Source organism: Jiangella asiatica (genome assembly GCF_004349065.1).
GTDB classification, from domain to species: domain Bacteria; phylum Actinomycetota; class Actinomycetes; order Jiangellales; family Jiangellaceae; genus Jiangella; species Jiangella asiatica.
This window is the reverse complement of the sequence record NZ_SMKZ01000039.1, coordinates 1-17,923: the sequence shown is the minus strand read 5'-3', so window position 1 is coordinate 17,923 and position 17,923 is coordinate 1. Positions and strand designations below refer to the sequence as shown.

16 protein-coding genes are annotated in these 17,923 nt (G+C 72.2%); 5 read left to right on the top strand and 11 right to left on the bottom strand.

What is annotated here, in order from left to right; genetic code table 11:
• The first annotated feature begins 173 nt into the window (after positions 1 to 173).
• Positions 174 to 3,032, top strand: coding sequence for an ATP-binding protein (locus tag E1269_RS22585; RefSeq protein ID WP_162606572.1), 2,859 nt, complete (start codon positions 174 to 176; stop codon positions 3,030 to 3,032).
• Between the two features lie 4 nt (positions 3,033 to 3,036).
• Here E1269_RS22585 and E1269_RS32455 read toward each other — a convergent pair whose 3' ends face one another.
• From E1269_RS32455 to E1269_RS22560, 6 genes are all read right to left on the bottom strand, one after another.
• On the bottom strand, positions 3,037 to 3,246 hold the full coding sequence (locus E1269_RS32455; RefSeq protein ID WP_162606571.1) for a hypothetical protein: 210 nt from the start codon (positions 3,244 to 3,246) through the stop codon (positions 3,037 to 3,039).
• A gap of 478 nt (positions 3,247 to 3,724) precedes the next feature.
• Entirely contained in the window at positions 3,725 to 5,959 is a 2,235-nt protein-coding gene (gene ligA, locus E1269_RS22580) for an NAD-dependent DNA ligase LigA (protein ID WP_239000997.1), read from the bottom strand.
• 66 nt (positions 5,960 to 6,025) lie between these two features.
• On the bottom strand, positions 6,026 to 6,421 hold the full coding sequence (locus E1269_RS22575) for a DUF5615 family PIN-like protein (RefSeq protein WP_131898777.1): 396 nt from the start codon (positions 6,419 to 6,421) through the stop codon (positions 6,026 to 6,028).
• Entirely contained in the window at positions 6,418 to 6,651 is a 234-nt protein-coding gene (locus tag E1269_RS22570) for a DUF433 domain-containing protein (protein ID WP_203433986.1), read from the bottom strand. Before E1269_RS22570 ends, E1269_RS22575 begins: the two co-directional genes overlap by 4 nt.
• An 87-nt stretch (positions 6,652 to 6,738) precedes the next feature.
• Entirely contained in the window at positions 6,739 to 7,749 is a 1,011-nt protein-coding gene (locus E1269_RS22565; RefSeq protein ID WP_131898764.1) for a uroporphyrinogen decarboxylase/cobalamine-independent methonine synthase family protein, read from the bottom strand.
• A 28-nt stretch (positions 7,750 to 7,777) separates the two neighbouring features.
• Positions 7,778 to 8,788, bottom strand: coding sequence for a DUF6454 family protein (locus E1269_RS22560; RefSeq protein ID WP_131898762.1), 1,011 nt, complete (start codon positions 8,786 to 8,788; stop codon positions 7,778 to 7,780).
• A gap of 151 nt (positions 8,789 to 8,939) precedes the next feature.
• On the opposite strand from E1269_RS22560, the gene E1269_RS22555 reads away from it, so the two are divergent.
• Positions 8,940 to 9,668, top strand: a complete 729-nt coding sequence (locus tag E1269_RS22555; RefSeq protein WP_131898760.1) for a VIT1/CCC1 transporter family protein — start codon at positions 8,940 to 8,942, stop codon at positions 9,666 to 9,668.
• A gap of 253 nt (positions 9,669 to 9,921) precedes the next feature.
• Here the strand turns inward: E1269_RS22555 and E1269_RS22550 are convergent, their stop codons facing one another.
• Entirely contained in the window at positions 9,922 to 10,350 is a 429-nt protein-coding gene (locus E1269_RS22550; protein ID WP_203433985.1) for a hypothetical protein, read from the bottom strand.
• A gap of 374 nt (positions 10,351 to 10,724) precedes the next feature.
• On the opposite strand from E1269_RS22550, the gene E1269_RS22545 reads away from it, so the two are divergent.
• Together E1269_RS22545 and E1269_RS22540 are read left to right on the top strand one after the other, a co-directional pair.
• Positions 10,725 to 11,366, top strand: coding sequence for a TetR/AcrR family transcriptional regulator (locus E1269_RS22545; protein WP_131898758.1), 642 nt, complete (start codon positions 10,725 to 10,727; stop codon positions 11,364 to 11,366).
• Between the two features lie 35 nt (positions 11,367 to 11,401).
• On the top strand, positions 11,402 to 12,304 hold the full coding sequence (locus E1269_RS22540) for an alpha/beta fold hydrolase (protein WP_131898756.1): 903 nt from the start codon (positions 11,402 to 11,404) through the stop codon (positions 12,302 to 12,304).
• Here the strand turns inward: E1269_RS22540 and mnmA are convergent.
• The 4 genes from mnmA to E1269_RS22520 all read right to left on the bottom strand — a co-directional run bounded on the left by mnmA (position 12,289) and on the right by E1269_RS22520 (position 16,511).
• Positions 12,289 to 13,416 (bottom strand): tRNA 2-thiouridine(34) synthase MnmA, encoded by a 1,128-nt coding sequence (gene mnmA, locus E1269_RS22535; RefSeq protein ID WP_131898754.1) that lies wholly within the window; start codon positions 13,414 to 13,416, stop codon positions 12,289 to 12,291. The two genes, E1269_RS22540 and mnmA, sit on opposite strands and share 16 nt — an antisense overlap.
• A 4-nt stretch (positions 13,417 to 13,420) precedes the next feature.
• Positions 13,421 to 14,617 (bottom strand): cysteine desulfurase family protein, encoded by a 1,197-nt coding sequence (locus E1269_RS22530; RefSeq protein WP_131898752.1) that lies wholly within the window; start codon positions 14,615 to 14,617, stop codon positions 13,421 to 13,423.
• A gap of 135 nt (positions 14,618 to 14,752) precedes the next feature.
• On the bottom strand, positions 14,753 to 15,703 hold the full coding sequence (locus E1269_RS22525) for an electron transfer flavoprotein subunit alpha/FixB family protein (RefSeq protein WP_131898750.1): 951 nt from the start codon (positions 15,701 to 15,703) through the stop codon (positions 14,753 to 14,755).
• Between the two features lie 13 nt (positions 15,704 to 15,716).
• Positions 15,717 to 16,511, bottom strand: coding sequence for an electron transfer flavoprotein subunit beta/FixA family protein (locus tag E1269_RS22520; protein ID WP_131898748.1), 795 nt, complete (start codon positions 16,509 to 16,511; stop codon positions 15,717 to 15,719).
• A 240-nt stretch (positions 16,512 to 16,751) separates the two neighbouring features.
• Here E1269_RS22520 and E1269_RS22515 point away from each other — a divergent pair.
• The coding region (locus tag E1269_RS22515; protein WP_131898746.1) for a glycosyltransferase family 4 protein at positions 16,752 to 17,923 on the top strand (1,172 nt) is incomplete at its 3' end.

Genomic DNA, 17,923 nt, shown 5'->3' with positions numbered 1-17,923 from the left:
GCCTGCCCCCGCGAATGGCTGGCACCGTAGCGACGCGAATCCGACCGGCACATCCGTGACCTACACTGACTTTTGCCGCATCGGAGCCCGGGACCGGTACCTGACGGCGCCGCCGGCGGATGGGAGAAGGCGCCATACTCGACGATCCGGCCCCAGCGGAGACGCCGAGCTGCGTGTCGCCGGTGCTGGTGGGCCGCGACCACGAGCTCGCCCTCGTCCGCGCGGCCGCCACGTCACCGCCGTCGCGGGTCGTGATCGTCGGTGAGGCGGGCATCGGCAAGAGCCGCCTGGTGGGTGAGCTCGTCGGCGCCGAGGGCGCCATCGACGGCCGGCAGGTCCTCGTCGGCCACTGTGAGAACCTGCGCGAGCCGTTCCCCCTCGGCCCGGTGCTCGACGCGATCCGGCACCATGCCGGCCGGTTCGACCCGGCCGGGCTCAACGCGGTCGCGGGGGCGCTGGCGCCGCTGCTGCCCGAGATCGCCGAGCAGCTGCCGCCCGCCCCGCCGGCGCTGGCCGACCAGCGCGCGGCGCGGCACCGGGTCTTCCGCGCCGCCACCGAACTGCTGGCGCACCTGGGCCCGGCCGTCCTGGTCATCGAAGACGCGCACTGGGCTGACCTCGGCACCTTCGACTACCTGACGTTCCTGGCCGCCCACCAGCCGCCGGACCTCTCCGTCCTGCTCACGGCGCGCAGCGAGTCCGGCCCGCTCCCGATCCGCGAGGCGTTCGCCCGCGCCCCGGGCGGCCCGGCGCGGACCGTCCACCTCACGCCGCTCGCCGCCGACGAGGTGCGCGAGCTGGCCGGCCGGATCCTGGATGCCGACGTCCCGGAGCCGATCGCCGCGGTCCTGTTCGACAAGTCCGGCGGCATCCCGTTCGTCGTCGAAGAGGTTCTGCGGACTCTGCTCGAGCGATTCCCGTCGACCGACATCCCGCGCCGGGCGGACGTCCTGGACGACCTCGACGTGCCGACCGCGCTGCGCGACGTCGTCCTGGAGCGGCAGGCCGGGCTCGACCCGGTGGCGCGCGAGGTCCTGGCCGTGGCGGCCGTCGCCGGACACACCGTCGACGCCGCCCTGGTCGCCGAGGTGGTCTGCCGCGGCACCGAGCAGGTCACCGCCGCGCGGGTCGCGGCCGCGCTGGGCGCCGCGCAGGCTGCCGGGTTGCTGCACGACCAGGACGGGGAGTGCCGCTTCCGTCACGACCTCGCCCGGCAGATCGTCTACGAGGCGGTGCCGGCGCCGACGCGGCGCTGGCTGCACCGCTCGATCGCCGAGACCATCGAGGGACGCGGTGGGCCCCGTCCCCTGGCCCGCCTCGCCCACCACTACCACCGCGCCGGCAGCACGCCCGACTTCGTGCGCTACGCCGAGCTGGCGGCCGACCACGCCACACGGCACGGCGACGACGCCGCCGCCGCGCGGTTCCTGCTCCAAGCGACGGCTCCGGCCCACGTACCGCTCGACGTCCGGCTGCGGCTGGCCGCAAAGCTGGGCCGGGCCGCCGTCGACGGGCTGGCCCAGTCCGAGGCGGTACCCGTCCTCGAGCGCGTGCTGGCGACCACCGGGCTGGCGCCGTCGGTCCGTGGCGAGCTGCGCTTCGCGCTGGGGAGGCTGCTGCGCCAGCAGGGCCTCGCCCGCGACGGGTACGGCGAGATCGAGCGCGCCGTCGCCGACCTCGAGGAGCAGCCCGCGCTGCTCGCCCGGGCGCTGGCGGTGCTGGCGGCGCCGGCCACCGTGGTCGGCCGCACCGTCGGCGAGCACGCGGAGCGCTGCGACGAGGCCGAGCGGGCCGCGCGCCGCAGCGCATCCCCCGTCGTCGAGCTCGCCGCCCGGATCGCCCGGGCATCACTGCTGCTGGAGCAGGGCGACCCGGCCGGCTGGCGGCTCGTCGACCAGATGCGCCAGGACGACGCGCTGCTCGCCAACCCGCGCGAGCACGCGCGCGCCTGCGTCAACTGGGCGCAGGGCGCGCTGCTCGTCGGCCACGTCCGGCGCGCCGAGGTCCTGCTGGCCGAGGGGCGGCAGGTCGCGGATCGTGCCGAGTACCTGCGAGTCACCGAGATCATCGACCTGGTGGCGGCGCGGGTCGACCACGCGGCCGGCCGCTGGTCCGGGCTGGCCGAGCGAGCCAGCGACCTGGCGCTGGAGCCGTCGTCGTACGGCGCGGCGTCGCTGGACGGCCAGTTGCTCCACGGCACCATGCTCGCCTCGGCCGGCAACACGACGGAGGCGTTGGAGCGGTTGCGCGGGGTCGCCGACGCCAGCGAGCAGGTCGGCGCCATCCTGCCCCTCCTGCCCGCCCGGACCGCACTGGCCCAGCTGCTGCTCGAGCTCGACGACGCGACCGGCGCCGCGGAGCAGGCCGCGGCCGCCGTCGGGCACGCGCGCGACAAGGGAATCTGGGTGTGGGCGGCCGATGCCGTGCTGTGCCTGACCGAGGCGCGGGCCAGGCTCGGCGACGTCGCCGCGGCCGCCCCGCTCGTCGGGGAGCTGGCCGCGCACCTCGGGCAGGTCGACGCGCCGCGCGCGCGGGCGGCGTTGCGCGGGTGCGAGGCGATCATCGCCCGGGCCGCCGGTGACGAGCCACGGGCGCACACGTTGCTGTCGTCGGCCCGCGGCATCCTCGACGAGGCGGGCCTGCGGTACGAGGCGGCCCAGGCCAGCGAACGGCTCGGCGCCTGGCGGTGTGACCACGGCCGAGCCGACGGCCCCGCGCTGCTGGAGCAGGCTCTGCGCGACTACGGCGAGCTGCGGGCCGCCCGCGACATCGCCCGCGTCAGCCGCACCATGCGGCGCTACGGCGTCCCGGTGCCCTACCCGTGGCGGGGCGGGCGCCGGGCGCTCGGCGACGGCCTCTCCTCCCGCGAACGGCAGGTCGCCGTCCTGGCCGCGGCGGGACGCACCAACCGTGAGATCGCCGCCGACCTGTTCCTGTCGCCGCGCACCGTCGAGAGCCACGTCTCCAGCGTTCTGCGCAAGCTCGGCTGCAGCTCACGAGCAGAGCTCGCGCCCCGGCTCGCTGCCGGGTGACGGCTCAGGCCACCTCGGAGTCCGGCGACACCAGCGCCGCCGCGACGGCCGGGTCCATGAGCTCCGTCGTCGCCGCCACCGGCACATCCACCAGGCGCGCCGCTGCGCCAGACCCTCCCGACCGCCTTTTCGGGCCGGTGAACCAGCAGCTCAAACCGGTTATACCACGCATACGGACGAAGCGCTTGACCACCTCCGCGAGCGGAACGATCATGGAAGGACAACTCAACACTGGAGTCCCACTCGGGGCACCGGCACGTCGTCTGGTTCCCGAGTGGTCGTGAGACGGCTCGTCGGAACCTCGAAGTAGCGAAAGAGGACCCTCATGAGTCGTGATCACGGTCGGAGATACCTCAATCGGCTGCGCGCCGGCTGGTACCTCGCAAGGCTGCGAGTCCAGGCGCACGCGGCCATCGCCGGTCGGTTCTCGCCCCGGGCCTGAAGCCCGCGGCGGTCCGCTGGCGCCTCCGGTCTCCGGTTTCCAGCAAGCAGCTCGCCAGCCGCCCACCGGGCGGCGACGAGTCTTCTGGACACGAAGGGTTCGGCATCATGCCGGACCCTTCGCGCATGTCAGCACACGCTCATCACGAGGATCGTGTGCGCTTCACCATGGTTGCAGGCCTGGTGGACGGCGGGAACGCCTGGTGATGTGGCGGGACCGTACCCCGGCCACCGGCCGGTCGACTGGGGGTTCACTCCGCCGGCTCCGCGCTCCGGACCTGGGCGACCTTCGCGGCCTCGCCAGGGCCGGAGTCGAGCAACACCTTGAAGCCGGCCTCGTCGAGCACCGGCACCTTGAGCTCGAGGGCCTTGTCGTGCTTGGAGCCGGCGTTCTCACCGACCACCACGAAGGACGTCTTCTTGGACACCGAGCCCGACGCTTTGCCGCCGCGGGCGAGGATCGCCTCCTTGGCGTCGTCGCGGGAGAAGTCCTGCAGCGACCCGGTGACCACGACGGTCAAGCCCTCCAGCGTGCGCGGCATCGATGTATCCGTCTCGTCGCGCATGCGCACGCCGGCCTCGCGCCACTTGCGCACGATCTCCTGGTGCCAGTCGACGGCGAACCACTCCGTCACCGACGCGGCGATGGTGGGCCCGACGCCGTCGGTGTCGGCCAGCTGCTCCTCGCTGGCCTCGACGATGGCGTCCATGGACCCCAGCGCACCGGCCAGCGCCCGGGCCGCGGTCGGACCGACGTGGCGGATGGACAGCGACACCAGGACCCGCCACAGGGGCTGCTGCTTGGCCTTCTCGAGGTTGTCGAGCAGCCGGCGGCCGTTGACGGTGAGCTCGCCCTCGGCGTTGGTGAACAGCGGGACCCGCTTCAGCCGCTCGGCGTCGAGCGAGAACACGTCGCCCTCGTCGACGACGACGCCCGCCTCGACCAGTGCGATGCCGGCCTCCCAGCCCATCGCCTCGATGTCGAAGCCGCTCCGCCCGGCCAGGTAGAACAGCCGCTCCCGCAGCTGCGACGGGCAGGAGCGAGTGTTGGGGCAGCGGATGTCGACATCGCCCTCCTTGGCCGGGGCGAGCGGCGTGCCGCAGGCCGGGCACTCGGCGGGCATGACGAACTCGCGCTCGGTGCCATCGCGCAGCTCGAGCACCGGGCCGAGGATCTCGGGGATGACGTCGCCGGCCTTGCGCAGCACGACGGTGTCGCCGATGAGCACACCCTTGCGCTTGACCTCGGACGCGTTGTGCAGGGTGGCGTTCTCGACCGTCGAGCCGGCCACCTTCACCGGCTCCATCACGCCGTACGGAGTGACCCGGCCGGTGCGCCCGACGTTGACCCGGATGTCGATGAGCTTGGTGGTGACCTCTTCGGGCGGGTACTTGAACGCGATGGCCCAGCGGGGCGCGCGGGAGGTGGAGCCGAGCTGGCGCTGGAGGTCGACCTGGTCGACCTTGACCACGACGCCGTCGATCTCGAACCCGATGTCGTGCCGGTGCTCGCCGTAGTGGTCGATGTAGGTGCGGACGGCGTCGAGGTCGGGCACCACCGTCGGGCGGTCGCTGACCGGCAGGCCCCAGGCCTTGAGCGCCTCGTAGCCCTGCGACTGCAACCGGATGTCGAACCCGTCGCGGCGGCCGATGCCGTGGCAGACCAAGGTGAGACGGTTGAGGTTGCGCCGGGCCCGCTCGTACTCCTCCAGGACCCGCTCGTAGGTGGCCTGGGCGCGGCCTTCGTTGCCGGCGGCGTCGGCCTTGGACTTCGCCGCGTCGAGCTTGTCCTTGCGGCGGTCCATGCGCTGACGCAGCACACCGGCGCCGGAGTTGCGGGCGTTGGCGAACAGCGGCAGCCCGAGGTCGCCGCGCTCGGCGTTGATGGCCTCGAACTCCTCGGTCGGGAAGACGGCCTCGCCGCGGATCTCCACGACCGCCGGCACGGGGTACTCGTCGGTGCCGGTGAGCCGGTCCGGGATGGCGTCGACGTACTGGGCGTTGTACGTGATGTCCTCGCCGGTGCGGCCGTCGCCGCGGGTGGCGAGCGTGGCCAGCTTGCCGTCGCGGTAGACGATGTCGACCGCCAGGCCGTCGACCTTCGGCTCGCACAGGTACCGCGCCCCGGTGCCGACCTCACGCTCGACCCGGTTGGCCCACTCGGCGATGTCGTCAGCGGTGAACGCGTTGTCGAGGCTGAGCATGCGCTCGAGGTGCTCGACCGGCGGCCAGGACGCCTCGGCCCCCGCGCCCGGCTCCGCCACCGGCGCGCCGACCTGCTGGGTGGGCGACTCCGGTGTGCGCAGCGACGTGTACTGCTCTTCGATGCCCTCCAGCTCGTGCATCAGCTCGTCGAACTGGGCGTCGCTGATGGTGGGCGAGGCGAAGTAGTACCGCTGGCGGTGCTCCTCGATCTCCTGCGAGAGCGTGGCGTGGCGCTCGCGGATGTCCGCCGGGACGTCGTTGATGTCGGCTTGCTCGGTCACAGCACAGACGGTACTGCCCACCACCGACGATGTGCCGGATCCCTGTCCCGCGTTGCCGTGGTGGTGTCACCGTGTCGTTCCGCTCGTGATCGGTCTGAGCGGAAGTGGACGAACTCGAACGCGGTCCGGAGTGAGCGTCGCGATCGGCCCCGGCATCCAGGAATTCCGTGAGCTCGCGCGACAACGCGGACAGATGAGCTCGGCGAGCTCCGTCGAGGTCAAGGTGTCCACCTCGCGCGTCAACAGAAGTGACGGCATGCTTGCCCCGGACGCATAAAGCAACTGGACGAAGTCATGATCACATGACACGACGACACTGCCATCTGCCAATGCACGAGCGACGATGACGCTGTCGTCCGTGCTGGCCAGCCCGATCTCGCTGACGTGAACGGCGTCATGGCCCGCGGCTTTCAAGGAGGGGCAGAGCCGATGCGAGATGTTCTCGTCCAGCAGGAACTTCATGCAGACTGTTTCACCGGCAAGTGGAACTCACGCACGGAGAACGAGGCGTAGGCGATGGCTTGCTGGAGGTCGGCCGCCTCGATGAACGGGAATTCCTCTTGGACCTGCTCCAGCGACCAGCCCGCGCCAATCAGCCGAAGCAGGTGCTCGACGGTGAGGCGATGCCCGCGGATGCAGGGCTGGCCACCCATCTTGCCTGGCTCGATGGTGATTCGATCGAAGCCGTTCACACCTTCAGTGTGCCACGGATGGCACACACACATGCGGTCCAGCGACCGTGACGTCTTCTCCGTCGCTCACTGCGTCATGCCAGTGCTTCAGCCGGACTCGGCGGTGACGTCGGCGAAGGCGTGCGCGGTGGCGCGGGCCAGGGCGTACGCGCGCCGAGCCCAGTCCGGGTCGGTGCCGGCGAGGCCGCAGGACGGCGTGACGACGGTGCGCGGCGCCATGGCGGACGGGTCCTGGTCCAGACGCCGCCACAGGCCGACGATGCGTTGGGCGAGCTCGCGGTCCGACGGCGGCGTGGACGGGCGCAGTGCCGGAACCACCCCGGGCCACAGCGCCAGCCCGGCGTCCACGGCCGCGGCGAGCTCGTCGAGGACGGCACCCTCCAGCTGAGACACGTCGAGGGAGGCGGCGACGGCGCCGGCGCGGCGCAGCAGCTCCACGGGGACGTCGGCGGCACAGCTGTGCACGACGACGGGCACCTCGGCCGCGGCGATCACCGTCGCCAGCAACCCCTCGGTCTCGCTGGCATCCACCGAGCGCAGCCGGCCGATGCCGCTGATGGTCGGGATCGATCCGGCCAGCACGGCCGGCAGCCCCGGCTCGTCGAGCTGGAGGACGACGGTGGCGCCCGGCACCCGCCTCGCCACGTCCGCGACGTGCGCGCGCACCCCTTCGGCCAGCGACGACGCCAAGTCGCGGCGGGCACCGTGGTCGGCGACGGCGCGGTCGCCGCGGTTCAGCTGCACCGTGGCCGCCAGCGTCAGCGGCCCCGTCACCTGCACCTTCAGCGGTCCCTCGTATCCGTACGCGGCGACCTCGAGGGCGTCGAGGTCGGCGCCGAGCACGGACCGGGCCCGGCGCTCGTCACCGCCGGGCCGGTCGACCAGCCGCCAGCCGGACGGCTGCAGGTCGACGTGCAGGTCGACCAGCAGCGTCGCGGCCCGGCCGACGAGGTCGGCGCCGGCGCCGCGGGCCGGCAGCTCCGGCAGGTGCGGAAGGTCCGGCAGCTCGCCGACGACCACGCGGGCGGCCTCGTCGCGGTCCTCGTACGGCAGTGAGCCGACACCCGTCGCCGTCGCCGGTGCCCAAGGAAATGCCACGCCGCCGACTCTAGGGGATCGACTACGCTCAGCTCGCCGCGGTCTCGAGCACGATGAGCGTCGTCCCGCCGGGCTCCTCACCGTCGTCGGGCGCGGCCCACATGCGCAGGACGTCGCCGTCGACCTCGAGGTGGACGGGGTTGCGGGTGACCACGTGCTGGTTCGGCGACACCGGCGTCACCGGGACCTCGTGGCCGACGGTGCCTTCGTCGAGGTCGACCACGGCGATGCCGCCGAGGTCGAAGCGGGCTCCGTCGGGATTGCGGTACTCCACCAGCCCGGTGCAGACGGCGCTGCCGGTGCCGACGGCGGCACAGTCCTGGTAGTCGACGTAGTGGCTCTCGTTGGCGACACCGTCACGAAGCACGCCGCGGGCGGTCCAGGTGTAGAACGTGCGCGAGCCCCAGGACACGCCGTGCACGAGACCGGAGTCGGTGTCGCGCACGACGCCGCCGACGTGGTCGTCGACATGGAACGCCTTGCGTGCGGTCAGCGTGCGGGGGTCGATCTTGTAGACGAGGGACTGCGAGTCCGGCCGGTACTCCGCGACCGGGACCCACAGGTCGCGGCCGTCGAAGTCGATGCCGCCCGGGTGGTACATGGTGCCCTCGCCGAGCGTGATGTGGCGCAGCAGCCGCCCGGTCAGGTCGAGCTCGAACAGGTGCCCCACACCGCGGCCGGGGCTGCGATCGTAGCCGTCGATGGGCTCGGGATAGCGCACCGGCGGCTCGATGACCTCGACGCTGGAAAGGTACAGCTTGTCGCCGACGCGGGCCAGGCCCTGCGGGTGGTAGGTCTCAAACGCCAGCGGCAGCTGGTCGACGACGGCCCACGCGGCGGACCGGTCGAGGTTCTCCACCGCCTCCAGCACCGGGCTCGCCGTGTCGCCGTCGTCGGAGACGGCCGCGATCTCGGATTTCGTACCGGGCGCGGACGGCCCGGCCGCCAGCCAGGCCGGACCGGCGGCCAAGGCGACGGCGGAGACGGCGACGGCGGCACGCCGGGCGCCTCGACTCCGGATCGGTGTCACCAGGGGCATGGGAATCTCCTCGGCTCAGGACGTGGCCGGCTGGTGCGCCGGCGCTGCTGGACGACCGTTGCTCCACCAGGTTGCCGCCTGGCGACGTCGCGGTGAAGGCACGGCTGGCCGACGGGCAACTCTTGTCGGCGGCGCACACTACGCTGCCGTCATGAGCGACGCGCCGGAGACCGACACCCCGCACGCCGGTGAGCAGCACGACCAGCGGCTGGCCAACAAGCTCAACTGGCTGCGCGCGGGCATCCTCGGCGCCAACGACGGCATCATCTCCACCGCCGGCCTCGTGGTCGGCGTCGCCGGCGCCACGACCGACCGCAACTGGCTGCTCGTCACCGGCCTGGCCGGCATGGTCGCGGGCGCGTTCTCCATGGCCGGCGGCGAGTACACGTCGGTCAGCGCCCAGCGCGACACCGAGCAGGCGGCGCTGGCCAAGGAGCGCTGGGAGCTGGAGCACCTGCCGTCCCAGGAGCTCGCCGAGCTCACCCACTTCTACGTGGAGAAGGGCCTGTCGCCCGACCTGGCCGCCCAGGTCGCCGACCAGCTGACCCGCGAGGACGCGCTGGCCGCGCACGCCGAGGTCGAGCTCGGCATCGACGCGGACGAACAGACCAACCCATGGCAGGCCGCCGTGTCGTCGTTCGTGTCGTTCGCGCTCGGTGCCGCACTGCCGCTGCTGGCCATCGTCCTGCCGCCGCCCACGGCGCGGGTGCCTGTCACCATGGTCACCGTCGTGGTAGCGCTGGCCCTGACCGGTTACGTCGGCGCCCGGCTCGGCGGCGCCCACCGCACCCGCGCCGCCGCCCGCGCCGTCGTCGTCGGGCTGCTCACCATGGCCGTCACCTACGGCGTCGGCTCCGCCCTCGGCGTAAGCGTGTTCTGACCTCGTCACCCCACACCGTCGCCCGCCCCTCGCTCGCCGGCGGCGCTGCTGCTCACGGCCGCTGCACCTGGACGAGAAGGGTCGATCGCGCTCCATCCAGCAGCAGACCGGGACAACCCGCAGATCCCACGTGAGCGCCGCGGCGCTGGTGCACTTGCTGGACGCTGCCCCCATAGGTCGCTACGCTCGTTGTATCGGAGACCGGTGAAAAGAGGCCCAGGGGGCCTCTTCCCCAGGAGGGATAGCCGGTCTCTTACTCTGCCTTGCCCCACGGCAGGAAGAACGACTGCACAGTTGGCCTCACGCTTGGGTCCCACCAGCTGCATCGTTTGCCTTCGAGCACACGCTGCGCAGCCCAGAGTCCGTAGTCAGCCACCTGCAGTCCCCACGACGTCGCACAGTCCCACACGCAGAGCACGATCCGGCGGTTGACTAGACCGCAGACCTCGCGCACCGCATCGCGCGCTGCTGTTGCTCGTGCGCGCGTGCCGAAGGAGCTCACGATCGCGTAGAGCGTGTCCTCCGCTTCTGCAACCTGCTTGGCGATCTCCTTGAAGTGGAGGTACCAGGCCATCCTGTACAACTCCATCTCGCCTCGAGCACGCACTGCTGGGTAGGCGTGCTCCTTCAACAGGAACGTCAAGTCGAAACGTGGCTGCTGCGTCTTGATGAGATCGAACATCTCCGTCTTGGTCGCCGGGGTGTCATTCTTCGCATGAAAGCCCCGCGGGAGGTTTACCCCACGACTCTCCAGCCGTGTCCGCAGAGCCAGCCCTCCCGAAGTTCTTCACCGTGCGCGCGGTCGAAGACAGCGGTTCCGAAGCCGAAGTACCTTGATGCGCCCTGCTTGCCGCTCGTCGAGTCGTAGTCCAGATTGCCGGTCTCGTCGGCGTACATATGGATCTCTGCCACCGAAGTGCGTTCCCCACCTCAGATCATCTCAACCATGCCGGAGCACATTAGGACCACCAGATCGGAACCTGCAACGCGAGCGTGCTTCGACACGGACCCGGCCATCCTTGCGGTCGCACGAACGGTCGTGCTATTTTTGCCGGCATGACCAAGGGGGCCGAGACGAGGCAGGCCATCCTCCGCCACGGGGTGGAGGCGGCCTACCGGCTCGGCCTGGGTGGGCTGACCATCGGCCATCTGGCCGCGGCCACCGGCATGTCCAAGAGCGGACTGTTCGCCCACTTCCGGTCCAAGGAGTTGCTGCAGGTGGAGGTGCTGCGGCAGGCGCGGGCCGACTTCATCGACAGCGTCATCCGCCCGGCCGTCGCCGCGCCGCGCGGTGAGCCGCGGGTGCGTGAGCTGTTCGAGCGGTGGGTCGTCTGCGGCAAGACCCGCCAGCCTGGAGGCTGTCTGTTCGTCAAGGCAGCGACGGAGCTGGACGAGCAGGACGGTCCCGTCCGCGACCAGTTGGTTCGCGACCACCGCGACCTCTACGACTCCATCGCCCGGATGTTCGGCACCGGCATCGCGGAGGGGCACTTCCGCGCCGACGCGGATCCGGTCCAGTTCGCTGCGGACCTCGACGGCGTCATGCTCGCGTACTACCACGCGCACCGGCTGCTCGAGGACGAGTTGGCCGAGACCCGCGCGAGGCGGGCGTTCGAGGCGCTCATCGACGCCGCCCGAGCCGACGACGACACCCCAGCTGCCCCCGACCGCATCAGCGCCATTCCGGCGCACCCCTGAGTACACCCAGGCCAGCCATCACGGAGGACACCACCATGGCCACGACCTCGCCGCAGAATCGCACGACCGTTCGTGCTAGTAAGCTCAGCCGGAAGCAGGCCGCCCGCCGCACGCTCGTCCGCACGTCGTTCCGGGCGCTGGACCGGGTCGCGCCTCGCGTCGGCGCACGCTGGGCGGCACGGATCTGGTGCACGCTCCCCCAGGGCGCCGGCCGGCGACGGGACGAGCGGCCGGAGCCGGGCGAGCGGTCGACGGTGACGCTGGACGACGGCCGCCGGATCGCGGTCGAGACCTGGGGCTTCGGCCCGCCGGTGTACCTCATGCACGGATGGGGCGGCTGGCGCGGCCAGCTCGGCGCGTTCGTCGCGCCGCTCACCGCCGCGGGCCGGCGGGTCATCGCCGTCGACGCACCCAGCCACGGCGACTCCGGACCCGGCCTGCTCGGGCCGAAGCGCGCCACGGGCGCCGAGTTCGTCGAGGCACTCACCGCCGCGGTGGGCAAGCACGGCAAGCCCGACGCCGTCATCGCCCATTCCTTCGGCAGTGCCGCGGCGGCGGTCGCCGTCCTGGACGGGGTGCCGGTCAGGCGGATCGCCATGATCGCCCCCAGCACCGACCTGACCGGCGCGATCGCAGGGCTGAGCCGGACGCTGGGCTTCGGCGAGCGCACCCGCTCGGTGATGATGACCGGGCTGCGGCGGCTGGCTCGGCGGCCGGTCGCCGACTTCGACATCCTCGGGCTGGGCCGGCGCACCGAGCTGCCGCCCACCCTCGTCGTCCACGATCGTGCCGACAAGGAGGTCCCGTACGACGACGGCGCGCAGCTCGCGGCCACCTGGCCCGAGGCGGAGCTCGCCACCACCGAGGGCCTCGGCCACCAGCGGATCCTGCGTGATCCGGACGTGGTGGCAACCGTCGTCACCTACGTCACGCGCTGACCGACGAGCCGATCTCCGGCCGGGCTGGCAACCGCCGGCCGCGTGGCGTCGATGGTGGCCGAGCCGACGACCCGGGTGTCGTCGTAGAGCACGACGGCCTGACCAGGCGCGACGCCCTCCTGAGGCCGGTTGAACCTCACCTTTAGGGCGCTGCTGTCGCCGGACACCGTCACCGTCGCGGCGACCGGCTCTCCATGCGCCCGGAACTGCGCCTCGCAGCGCAGCTCGCCGGCCGGGGCCGGGCCGCACCAGCGCGGCGACACCCCGGTCAGCGCGCCGACGGCGAGCGCCTCCCGCGGTCCGACGGTGACGCGGCGGTCGACCGGGGATATGTCGAGGACGTAGCGCGGCTTGCCGTCCGGCGCCGGGTGCCCGATGCGCAGCCCCTTGCGCTGCCCGATGGTGTAGCCGTAGGTGCCCTCGTGCGACCCGACGACGGCGCCGTCGACGTCCACGACCTCGCCCGGGGCGTCGCCGAGCTGGCCGCGCAGGAAGCCGGCGGTGTCGCCGTCGGCGATGAAGCAGATGTCGTGACTGTCGGGCTTGCGCGCGACGGCGAGGCCGCGGCGCGCCGCCTCGTCGCGGACCCCGGTCTTGACGGTGTCGCCGAGCGGGAAGATCGCGTGCGCGAGCTGCCGCTCGGTGAGCACGCCGAGCACGTAGGACTGGTCCTTGGCGGGGTCGATTGCACGGTGGAGCTCGCGGCCGCCCGGCCCGTCGACGACGCGCGCGTAGTGGCCGGTGCCGACCGCGTCGAAGCCCAGCGCCAGCGCTCGGTCGAGCACCGCGGCGAACTTGATCTTCTCGTTGCAGCGCAGGCACGGGTTCGGCGTGCGGCCGGCGGCGTACTCGGCGACGAAGTCCTCGACGACGTCGGCGCGGAACCGCTCCGCGAGGTCCCAGACGTAGAACGGGATGCCGAGCACGTCGGCGGCGCGGCGGGCGTCGCGGGAGTCCTCGATGGTGCAGCAGCCGCGGGCGCCGCTGCGGAACGACTGCGGGTTCGACGACAGCGCCAGGTGCACCCCGGTGACGTCGTGGCCGGCCTCGACCAGGCGAGCGGCCGCCACCGCGGAGTCCACTCCCCCGGACATCGCCGCGAGCACACGCATGGTTCTACTTCCCCCCATTGGAGACGTTGACGACGCCGGCGGCGCGGGCCCGCTCCACCACCGGGCCGATGGCCCGCACGAGCACGTCGACGTCGTCGGCCGTGGTGGTGCCGCCGAGGGTGAACCGCAGCGAGCCGCGAGCCAGCGCCGGGTCCGCACCCATCGCGAGCAGGACGTGCGAGGGCTCCGGGACGCCGGCGGTGCACGCGCTGCCGGTCGAGCAGTCGATGCCGGCCGCGTCGAGCAGGAGCAGCAGGGAGTCGCCCTCGCACCCGAGGAAGGAGAAGTGGGCGTGGCCAGGCAGGACGTGCGCGGGGTCGCCGTTGCGGATGGCGTCCGGGACCTCACGGGTGACGCCGTCGACAAGGCGGTCGCGCAGCCCGGCCAGTGCGGCGGCGTGGCCGGACACGTCGGCGACGGCAGCGCGCAGTGCCGCGGCAAGCCCGGCGACCGCGGGCGCGTCGAGCGTGCCGGACCGTACGTCGCGCTCCTGGCCGCCGCCGTGCGTCACCGGGACGAGGTCGAGCTCGCGCCTGGCCAGCAGCGCACCGACGCCGACCGGCCCGCCGGCCTTGTGGCCGGACACCGTCATCGCGTCCAGGCCGGAGTCGCCGAAGTGGACCGGCACCTGCCCGACCGCCTGCACGGCGTCGGAGTGCACCGGGATGCCGTGCTGGCGCGCGATGCCGACGACCTCACCGACGGGCTGCACCGTGCCGACCTCGTTGTTGGCCCACATGACGGTGACGAGCGCGACGGAATCCGGGTCGTGGTCGAGGACGCGGCGCAGTGCCGCGGTGTCGAGGCGGCCGCTGTGGTCGACGGGGAGCCACTCGACCTTGGCGCCCTGCTCGGCGGCGAGCCAGTGGACGGGGTCCATGACCGCGTGGTGCTCGACGGCGGAGGCGAGGATGCGGGTGCGGCGCGGGTCGGCGGCGCGACGGGCCCAGTAGATGCCCTTGACCGCGAGGTTGTCGGCCTCGGTGCCGCCGGAGGTGAAGACGACCTCGCTGGGCCGGGCACCGAGGCTGGCGGCGACGGACTCGCGCGCCTCCTCGACCAGCTTGCGGGCCCGCCGCCCGGACGCGTGCAGCGACGACGGGTTGCCGAGGGTTGCCATGGTCGCGGCGACGACGTCGATCACTTTTGGAAGGACGGGGGTCGTCGCCGCGTGGTCGAGGTAGACCCGGCGCTCGGACATGACCGCACCAGTCTACGTCGAACCCACACGACCCACCCCATCCGCGTTGATCTTGGAGCTGTTCGGGAATCAACCGGATATTCCGGCCGGCAATAGCCGAGCAACTCCAAGATCAACGGGAAGGACGGTGCGGGCTCAGGCTTTGCGCTTGCGCACCTCGGCGGTGACCTGCGGCAGGATGGTGTGCAGGTCGCCGACGACGCCGAAGTCGGCCATGGCGAAGATGGGCGCCTCCGGGTCCTTGTTGACCGCGACGATGGTCTTGGAGGTTTGCATGCCGGCGCGGTGCTGGATGGCCCCGGAGATGCCCGCGGCCAGGTAGAGCTGCGGCGACACCGTCTTACCGGTCTGCCCGACCTGGTAGGCGTGGGGGTACCAGCCGGAGTCGACGGCCGCCCGGGACGCGCCCACGGCACCGCCCAGGGCATCGGCCAGCTCCTCGACTGGGCCGAAGTCGCCGCCGGTGCCGCGCCCGCCGGACACCACGATGGCGGCCTCGGTGAGCTCCGGCCGGCCGGTGGCCGCGCGCGGGGCCCGCGCGACGATGCGCGCACGGCGCGCGGAGTCGGAGATGGTGACCGCCAGCTTCTCCTCCGCCGGCGACGACGGCGACGGCTCGGGCGTGGCGGCGTTGGGCTTGACCGCGATGACCGCGACGCCCGAGGGCACCTGCGCGGCGACCGTGTACCCGCCGGCGAACACCGACTGGGTGGTGGTCAGGTCGGCTGCCACATCAGTGGCGTCGGTGATCACCCCGGAGCCGAGCTTGACCGCCAGCCGGGCCGCGATCTCCTTGCCCTCAGCGCTGGCCGTGACCAGGACGGCGACCGCACCGCAGGCCGTCGCGGCCTGGGCCAGCGCCTCGGCCTTCGGCGCCACCAGGAACTCCTCCAGCTCCGGCGCGTCGGCCACGTACACCTTCGTCGCGCCGTAGGACGCCAGCACCTGACGGGCGGCGTCGTCGTAACCGGACCCGAGGAACACCGCGACCGGGTCGCCGGCCCGCCGCGCGATGGTCAGCAGTTCGGTGGTCGTCTTGCGCACCACACCGTCGACATGGTCGACGAGAACGAGAATCTCACCCATGGTCAACGCCCCTTCAGACGAACTTCCGCGCGGCCAGGAACTCGGCGAGCCGCACGCCGCCGTCACCTTCGTCGGTGACGACCTCACCCTGGCTGCGCTCGGGGCGCTTGACCACCTCACGCACCACCGACAGGGCGGCATCGAGCCCGACGGCGCCGGCGTCGACACCGAGGTCGGCCAGCGACCACGTTTGGACAGGCTTCTTCTTCGCCGCCATGATCCCCTTGAACGACGGGTACCGCGGCTCGTTGATCTGGTCGGTCACCGACACGATGGCCGGCAGCGCCGCCTCCACGGTCTGGCTCGCGACGTCACCGTCGCGCCGGCAGGTCACCGACGACTCCGACACCGTCAGCTCGCCGACGAAGCCGACGTGGGGCAGGTCGAGGTACTCCGCCAGCATCGCCGGCACCACACTCATGCTGCCGTCGGTGGAGGCCATCCCGGTCAGCACCAGGTCGACCTCGCCGACCGTGCCCACCGCGGCCGCCAGCACCCGCGCCGTGGCCAGCGCGTCCGAGCCGTGCAGTGCATCGTCGAGGACGTGGACGCCGGAATCGGCCCCCATCTGCAACGCTTTCTTCACCGCGTCCGAGGCACCGTCCGGGCCCATCGTCATGGCGATCACCTCCACGCCACCGGAATCATGGCCCGCGTCGACAATTTTGAGAGCTTCCTCCACGGCGTACTCGTCCAACTCCGACAGCAGTCCGTCCACACCGGTCCGGTCAGTGGTGTTGTCCGACGGGTCGAACGTCCGGTCCGCGGTAGCATCCGGGACGTGCTTCACCAGAACGACGATCTTCATGGTCGGGTCACGACCTCCTCCTGCGGGGCACGGATCGACGGTGACAGCGTGGCACCCGTCGCGAGGCTAGCCGACACCAGGGTGCCGCCCCTCGTTGCCGCTGATGTTACCCACTGGTAACCGGCCTCGCCAAGGGGGCCCGGGAGTGCGACACGTCACAGCGCCGAACCGCGGGACGTACCCCGTTCCCGGTTCTTCACGCGGTCCCGATCAAGGGGGCTCCTGTGAGATCATCACGCGATGCGGATACTTGTGGTGTCGTGGGAGTACCCGCCAGTGATCTACGGCGGTTTGGGGCGTCACGTCCACCGTCTGACCGAGGGTCTGGTGGCCGATGGCCACGACGTCGCCGTCGTCACCCAGTCGCATCCCGACATGCCCGAGGAGCACGACGACAAGGGCGTCACGGTGCTGCGCGCACAGCCCGATCCGCCCGCCGGCGAACGGGGTGAGGACCTCGTGCCGTGGGTGCTGTCGCTCAACACCAGCATGATGCGTGCCGCGCACCGGCTCACCCGCGCATGGGCGCCCGACGTCGTGCACGCGCACGACTGGGTCGACGCGCACGCCGGCATCAACGTCGCCAGAGCCATCGACGCACCGCTGGTGGCCACCGTGCACGCCACCGAGGCCGGCCTGTGGGACGGCTGGCTGTCGACGCCGCTGTCGCGCGCCCGCCACGACATCGAGGCCTGGCTGGTCGCCGAGGCGACCCGCACCATCGTCTGCTCCGAGGCTATGCGGGTCGAGGCCGCCGCCGCCTTCGACGTGCCGCCGGAGGACCTCACGGTCATCCTCAACGCTGTCGACCAGCCGGCCTGGCGCACCACCGCCGAGGCCCGCCGGGCCACCCGCGAGCGGTTCGGCATCCCGCCCAAGACGCCCCTCCTTGTCTTCGGCGGGCGCCTGGAGTGGGAGAAGGGCGTCGACGTCTGCATCGAGGCGCTCGCGCTGGTACGGCAGCGCCACCACGACGCCCGCCTGGTCCTCGCCGGCGCCGGCAGCCAGGAGGTCAACCTGCGACGGTTGGCCCAGCGCCTGCAGATCGACCACGTCGTGCAGTTCGCCGGCCGCCTCGACCAGTCCGAGCTCGCGTCGCTGTTCGGCACCGCCGACATCGCCCTGGTACCCAGCTCCTACGAGCCGTTCGGCATCGTCGCGCTGGAGGCGTGCGCCGCAGGCACCCCCGTCATCGCCGGCGACAGCGGCGGCCTGCGCGAAGTCATCGAGCACGACGTCACCGGCCTGCTGGTGCCGCCCCGCGACCCCGGCGACCTCGCGGCGGCGGCCATGCGCATCCTCGACGAGCCCGGCCTGTCACAGCGCCTGGTCCGGGCCGCCCACCAGCGCATCTCGCGCGAGTTCGTGTGGACCGCCGTCGCCCGCGAGACCGAGAAGGTCTACACCGCCGC

Bases quoted from the DNA above. Each gene is read 5' to 3' on its own strand.
- E1269_RS32455 (WP_162606571.1), bottom strand. From the start codon at position 3,246: ATGATCGTTCCGCTCGCGGAGGTGGTCAAGCGCTTCGTCCGTATGCGT.
- E1269_RS22575 (WP_131898777.1), bottom strand. From the start codon at position 6,421: ATGAAGTTCCTGCTGGACGAGAACATCTCGCATCGGCTCTGCCCCTCC.
- E1269_RS22560 (WP_131898762.1), bottom strand. From the start codon at position 8,788: ATGCCCCTGGTGACACCGATCCGGAGTCGAGGCGCCCGGCGTGCCGCC.
- E1269_RS22555 (WP_131898760.1), top strand. From the start codon at position 8,940: ATGAGCGACGCGCCGGAGACCGACACCCCGCACGCCGGTGAGCAGCAC.
- E1269_RS22550 (WP_203433985.1), bottom strand. From the start codon at position 10,350: ATGTTCGATCTCATCAAGACGCAGCAGCCACGTTTCGACTTGACGTTC.
- E1269_RS22545 (WP_131898758.1), top strand. From the start codon at position 10,725: ATGACCAAGGGGGCCGAGACGAGGCAGGCCATCCTCCGCCACGGGGTG.
- E1269_RS22540 (WP_131898756.1), top strand. From the start codon at position 11,402: ATGGCCACGACCTCGCCGCAGAATCGCACGACCGTTCGTGCTAGTAAG.
- mnmA (WP_131898754.1), bottom strand. From the start codon at position 13,416: ATGCGTGTGCTCGCGGCGATGTCCGGGGGAGTGGACTCCGCGGTGGCG.
- E1269_RS22530 (WP_131898752.1), bottom strand. From the start codon at position 14,617: ATGTCCGAGCGCCGGGTCTACCTCGACCACGCGGCGACGACCCCCGTC.
- E1269_RS22525 (WP_131898750.1), bottom strand. From the start codon at position 15,703: ATGGGTGAGATTCTCGTTCTCGTCGACCATGTCGACGGTGTGGTGCGC.
- E1269_RS22520 (WP_131898748.1), bottom strand. From the start codon at position 16,511: ATGAAGATCGTCGTTCTGGTGAAGCACGTCCCGGATGCTACCGCGGAC.